2 protein-coding genes and 2 pseudogenes are annotated in these 6,422 nt (G+C 38.7%); 2 read left to right on the top strand and 2 right to left on the bottom strand.

What is annotated here, in order from left to right; all coding sequences use genetic code 11:
* Both ACHBIF_RS11235 and ACHBIF_RS11240 read left to right on the top strand, forming a co-directional pair.
* The coding region (locus ACHBIF_RS11235) for a DUF445 family protein (RefSeq protein ID WP_394720539.1) at positions 1–2,262 on the top strand (2,262 nt) is incomplete at its 5' end.
* Positions 2,263–2,694: 432 nt separating this feature from the next.
* Positions 2,695–2,823, top strand: a pseudogene (locus tag ACHBIF_RS11240) (KxYKxGKxW signal peptide domain-containing protein); the annotation flags it as partial.
* Positions 2,824–2,864: 41 nt separating this feature from the next.
* On the opposite strand, the gene ACHBIF_RS11245 reads toward ACHBIF_RS11240, so the two are convergent.
* Entirely contained in the window at positions 2,865–3,332 is a 468-nt protein-coding gene (locus tag ACHBIF_RS11245) for a hypothetical protein (RefSeq protein ID WP_394720541.1), read from the bottom strand.
* A 969-nt stretch (positions 3,333–4,301) separates the two neighbouring features.
* Positions 4,302–6,422: pseudogene (locus tag ACHBIF_RS11250) on the bottom strand (hypothetical protein); the annotation flags it as partial.

Below are 6,422 nucleotides of genomic sequence, written 5' to 3' on the forward strand. Positions count from 1 at the left end.
TCCGTATCTGAGTCAATCTCAGAATCAGTATCTGAGTCGGTTTCAGAGTCCGTTTCCGAATCAGTCTCTGAGTCAATCTCAGAATCAATTTCTGAATCAGTCTCTGAGTCAATCTCTGAATCAATCAGCGAATCCGTCTCTGAGTCAATCTCAGAATCAGTAAGCGAGTCAGTATCAGAATCAATCTCAGAATCAGTATCTGAGTCAATCTCTGAGTCAGTTTCTGAGTCAATCTCAGAATCAGTATCTGAATCTATCTCAGAATCAGTAAGCGAGTCAGTTTCAGAATCAGTATCAGAATCCATTTCTGAATCAGTATCCGAGTCTGTATCTGAATCAATCTCAGAATCAGTATCTGAGTCAATCTCTGAGTCAGTTTCTGAGTCAATCTCAGAATCAGTATCTGAATCAATTTCTGAATCAGTATCAGAATCCATTTCAGAGTCAGTATCAGAATCAGTATCTGAATCAGTATCTGAATCAGTATCTGAATCAGTATCTGAGTCAGTATCAGAATCAATCTCAGAATCAGTATCTGAGTCAGTATCTGAATCCGTTTCAGAATCAATTTCTGAGTCAGTATCAGAATCAATCTCTGAGTCAGTTTCAGAATCCGTTTCAGAATCAATCTCAGAATCAGTATCTGAATCCGTTTCAGAATCAATTTCTGAGTCAGTATCTGAATCAGTATCTGAATCAGTATCTGAATCCGTTTCAGAATCAATTTCTGAGTCAGTATCAGAATCTATCTCAGAATCAGTATCAGAATCAATCTCTGAGTCAGTGTCTGAATCCGTTTCAGAATCAATTTCTGAGTCAGTATCAGAATCAATCTCAGAATCAGTAAGCGAATCAATCTCAGAATCAGTGTCTGAGTCAGTGTCTGAATCAGTATCAGAGTCAGTAAGCGAATCAATCTCAGAATCAGTGTCTGAGTCAATTTCAGAATCAGTGTCTGAGTCAATTTCAGAATCAGTGTCTGAATCAGTCTCTGAGTCAATCTCAGAATCAGTCTCTGAGTCAGTATCAGAATCAGTAAGCGAATCAGTCTCTGAGTCAGTATCAGAATCAGTAAGCGAATCAGTCTCTGAGTCCCTTTCAGAATCAATTTCTGAATCAGTATCAGAATCTATCTCTGAGTCAGTATCAGAATCTATCTCTGAGTCAGTATCAGAATCAGTGTCTGAGTCAATCTCTGAATCAGTCTCTGAGTCAGTCTCAGAATCAGTGTCAGAGTCAATTTCTGAATCAGTTTCTGAGTCAATCTCTGAATCAGTATCAGAATCAATCTCAGAATCAGTAAGCGAATCAATCTCAGAATCAGTGTCTGAGTCAGTGTCTGAATCAGTATCAGAGTCAGTAAGCGAATCAATCTCAGAATCAGTGTCTGAGTCAATTTCTGAATCAGTATCAGAATCAATCTCAGAATCAGTATCTGAATCAATTTCTGAATCAGTATCAGAATCTACCTCTGAGTCAGTCTCAGAATCAGTGTCTGAGTCAATTTCTGAATCAGTGTCTGAGTCAATCTCAGAATCAGTGTCAGAGTCAATTTCTGAATCAGTGTCAGAGTCAATTTCTGAATCAGTGTCAGAGTCAATTTCTGAATCAGTGTCTGAGTCAATTTCTGAATCAGTGTCAGAGTCAATTTCTGAATCAGTGTCTGAGTCCCTTTCAGAATCAATTTCTGAGTCAATTTCAGAATCAGTGTCTGAGTCAATTTCAGAATCAGTGTCTGAATCAGTGTCTGAGTCAATTTCTGAATCAGTATCTGAGTCAATCTCAGAATCAGTGTCAGAGTCAATTTCTGAATCAGTATCTGAGTCAATTTCTGAATCAGTATCTGAGTCAATTTCAGAATCAGTGTCTGAATCAGTATCTGAGTCAATTTCTGAGTCAGTAAGCGAGTCAATTTCAGAATCAGTGTCTGAGTCAGTATCAGAATCTGGTGTAGAGATTCATTCACATGGTCCTGGATTGGTTAACCCACCGCTTCCACCAATGAATATTGAATCGATTTCTGAATCTGTTAGCCAGTCACTATCTATCTCTGAATCAGTAAGCGAATCAGTATCAGAGTCAGTTTCTGAATCAGTCTCAGAATCGGTAGTTCCACGTCATTCTCAAACATCACGTAAACAAGGTGCATTGCCAAATACTGGTGAGGAATCATCAGCTTGGGCAGGTATCTTAGGTGCAGGTCTTCTCCTTGGTGGTTTGTACAAACGCCGCAAGAAAGAAGATGAGGAAGAAGTAAAATAATTTCCTTCTGACTGGATCATAAAGAGAAAAAGTAGTTAGTCAGCTAGCTACTTTTTTGCTTGTGAATGAAAAATATTTTTGAAAAACGGCACCATCTTAATATATTCAAAAAACAAATAAAATTACTAAAAATATTTTAGATTATTTATGTGAATAAACACTAAAAAGCCTAAAGCAAAGTGCAAAAAAAGTAATCAGAGTTTTGAAAAATGCTTTAAATAGCATCATTTCCTGAAAACGTCATCAGAAACAATGTGAAAAAATATTTTTGATATTGCATATTTATTGTTGACAAAGAAATATAAATAAGTGTATAATTGAAATATTACTATCATCTTTGGATAGATAATGAAGCAATAACAATATAGTGAGTGGCGTGTGTTGTTATAAAGTTATTTTTCAAATGTGAAAAAAATTTTTAGGGAGTTAGAAATGACTGGAAAAAACAAAGAAAATATTACCGAAGTCTCGCGTAAAAGTCGTGTCAAGATGCACAAATCCGGTAAGCACTGGGTTCGTACGGTAATGTCTCGAATCGGTTTGATGCGCTTAGGTGGTAGCAAGCCATCAACTGGTAAAGTGACAGTAAATACGAATACCGTTCAATCTTCAGCTACAGCAATGTTGCGTGGTTTGATTGCAGCAAGTGCGGTAGTCGGTGGTGGAATCACAGTTGACCAAGTACTTGCAGAAGACACTGTAACGACATTTGAGACAACAACCACTGTCCTTGCTACTGAGGATACAGTTAGCATGAGCAATGCAGGCACTGAGTCCGACACTTCATCACAATCAAATAGTGATTCGACATCGACAAGTCTATCGGATTCGACAAGTATTTCAGATTCAGCTAGCTTGTCAGATTCGTCAAGCCTTTCAGACTCAGCAAGTGTGTCTACCTCTACAAGTGAGTCAACTTCAGAAAGTGAGTCTACATCTGAAAGCGAATCAGTTTCTGAAAGTGAGTCAATCTCATCAAGCGAATCGGTGTCAGTTAGCGAGTCTACTTCTACAAGTGAATCTGCTTCTTCAAGCGAAACTACATCAACAACTGAATCACAGACAAGCACGAGTTCATCGACATCAGCAAGTGAGACAGTGACTTCAACCTCAGAATCAATTACTGGTTCTGAAACGCTTGGTTCAGAATCTGGACGACAGGCGTTGGAGCAAGTTGTCTCTGAGGGTGAAATTCTAATTAAATTGGCTGAATCGCAATTGGAAAAGTCATCTGACAGTGAGTTAGCAGCAGTCTTAGCAACATCTAGAGCAGAGGTAGCGGCTGCAAAACAATTGTTAGGTGATTCAGCTGTTTCGTTAGAAGAGATCGAAGTTGCAGTGTCCTCAATTCAATCAAGTTCACTTGCTTTGGGAGCAGAGCTAGTTAAAGGACAGTCTGAAAAATATTTAGCAGTTGCTTATGATGTAACAACAGGAACTCCATCTGCATATATTGATAGTAACGGGGTTACCCAATACATTTATACAGGAATTTTAACTGGTGGTGATGCTTCAGAAAATGCTAACAATACCATTATAGACAGTATTAGTTATTCGTACGATACTGGGACCAACCGTACTACTTGGAAAGTGAATCTATCACCTGCATTTGCAACGAATAACCAGTTTGGTATTGTTATCGCAACAAATGATAGTATTATCTCTCGTGAGATGAGTTACTACTCAGATGGAAACCTAATTCGTAATAGCGATTACACACCGTATATAGCGAAATCATCTTTTGACAATTTAGTCTATAATAACTACGCAATTAACATTACTGAGTGGCGTACAATTGGTGGTGGTGTTGCCAACAATATGACTTGGACGTTTGTCACAGAAGGGGATTCTAAGACCTTTTATGTACGTACAGCTACAGCTATTGTTCAATCTACGTTGGAAGGGATTTTAAAAGGTGACGGACGTACCTTATATGCGCAGCGATACGATGAGTCACCGCTTAAGGGGATTGATATTGACAGTTTAGATCCTAATATCCCATCAATTTCAGAGTCTACGTCAATTTCCCAATCAAATTCTTACTCAGAGTCAGCTTCAGAATCAGTTTCAAATTCTTTATCTTTGTCTGAATCAGAATCGACTTCAAAATCAGAATCAGTATCTAATTCTGAGTCTATTTCAAATTCAGAATCAGTATCTAATTCTGAGTCTATTTCAAATTCAGAATCAGTATCTAACTCTGAGTCTATTTCAAATTCAGAATCAGTTTCAAATTCAGTCTCAGAATCAATTAAAGAATCAATTTCTGAGTCAGTAAGCGAATCAATTAAAGAATCAGTATCTGAGTCCGTCTCCGAATCAGTTAAAGAGTCCGTTTCCGAGTCCGTCTCCGAATCAGTTAAAGAGTCCGTTTCTGAATCAATCTCAGAATCGGTATCAGAGTCAGTGTCTGAATCCGTCTCAGAATCGGTATCAGAGTCAGTTTCTGAATCAATCTCAGAATCGGTATCAGAGTCAGTGTCTGAGTCAGTAAGCGAGTCCATCTCAGAGTCAATCTCTGAGTCAGTATCAGAATCAATATCTGAATCCGTCTCAGAATCAATTTCAGAATCAGTCTCTGAGTCAGTCAGCGAGTCAATCTCTGAATCAGTATCAGAATCCATTTCAGAATCGGTCTCTGAGTCAATTTCAGAGTCAGTTTCAGAATCAGTTTCAGAATCAGTTTCTGAATCCGTCTCTGAGTCCATTTCTGAGTCCATTTCTGAGTCCATCTCAGAGTCAGTCTCAGAATCCATTTCAGAGTCAGTCTCAGAATCAGTCTCAGAGTCGGTATCCGAATCAATCTCTGAATCAATTTCAGAATCAATTTCAGAATCAGTGTCTGAGTCAGTCAGCGAGTCAATCTCTGAATCAGTATCAGAATCTATTTCAGAATCGGTATCGGAGTCAATTTCTGAGTCAGTAAGCGAATCAACTTCAGAATCAGTATCAGAGTCAGTTTCAGAATCAGTCTCTGAGTCAGTATCAGAATCAATTTCTGAATCGGTATCAGAGTCCATCTCAGAGTCAGTATCAGAATCCATTTCAGAGTCTGTAAGTGAGTCCATCTCAGAATCAATTTCTGAATCAGTGTCTGAGTCAGTCAGCGAGTCAATCTCTGAATCAGTATCAGAATCTATTTCAGAATCTATTTCAGAATCGGTATCGGAGTCAATTTCTGAGTCAGTAAGCGAATCAACTTCAGAATCAGTATCAGAGTCAGTTTCAGAATCAGTCTCTGAGTCAGTCTCAGAATCAATTTCTGAATCGGTATCAGAGTCCATCTCAGAGTCAGTCTCAGAATCCATTTCAGAGTCTGTAAGTGAGTCCATCTCAGAATCAATTTCTGAATCGGTATCAGAGTCAATCTCTGAGTCAGTAAGCGAATCCGTATCAGAATCAGTCTCTGAGTCAGTCTCTGAGTCAGTATCAGAATCAGTTTCTGAGTCAGTAAGCGAATCAGTATCAGAGTCAATCTCAGAATCAATTTCTGAATCGGTATCAGAGTCAATATCAGAGTCAGTATCAGAATCCATTTCAGAGTCTGTAAGTGAGTCAATCTCAGAATCCATTTCAGAGTCTGTAAGTGAGTCAATCTCAGAATCCGTCTCAGAATCCGTCTCAGAATCCGTCTCAGAATCAGTCTCTGAGTCAGTATCAGAATCCATCTCAGAATCAGTGTCTGAGTCAATTTCAGAATCCATCTCAGAATCAGTAAGCGAATCAGTCTCTGAGTCAGTATCAGAATCAATATCTGAATCCGTCTCTGAGTCAGTCAGCGAGTCAATCTCTGAATCAGTATCAGAGTCAGTCTCTGAATCAGTCTCGGAATCCATCTCTGAGTCTGTAAGTGAGTCAATCTCAGAATCAGTGTCTGAATCAGTCTCAGAATCCATCTCTGAGTCTGTAAGTGAGTCAATCTCAGAATCAGTGTCTGAGTCCATCTCAGAATCAATTTCTGAATCAGTAAGCGAATCCGTATCTGAGTCAATTTCTGAGTCAGTATCAGAATCAGTTTCTGAGTCAGTCTCTGAATCAGTATCAGAATCCGTTTCTGAGTCAGTAAGCGAATCCGTATCTGAGTCAGTATCAGAATCAGTATCAGAATCAGTATCAGAATCAGTATCAGAATCAGTATCAGAATCAGTATCAGAATCAGT

This window comes from Streptococcus sp. A11 (genome assembly GCF_043674225.1).
GTDB lineage: Bacteria > Bacillota > Bacilli > Lactobacillales > Streptococcaceae > Streptococcus > Streptococcus suis_V.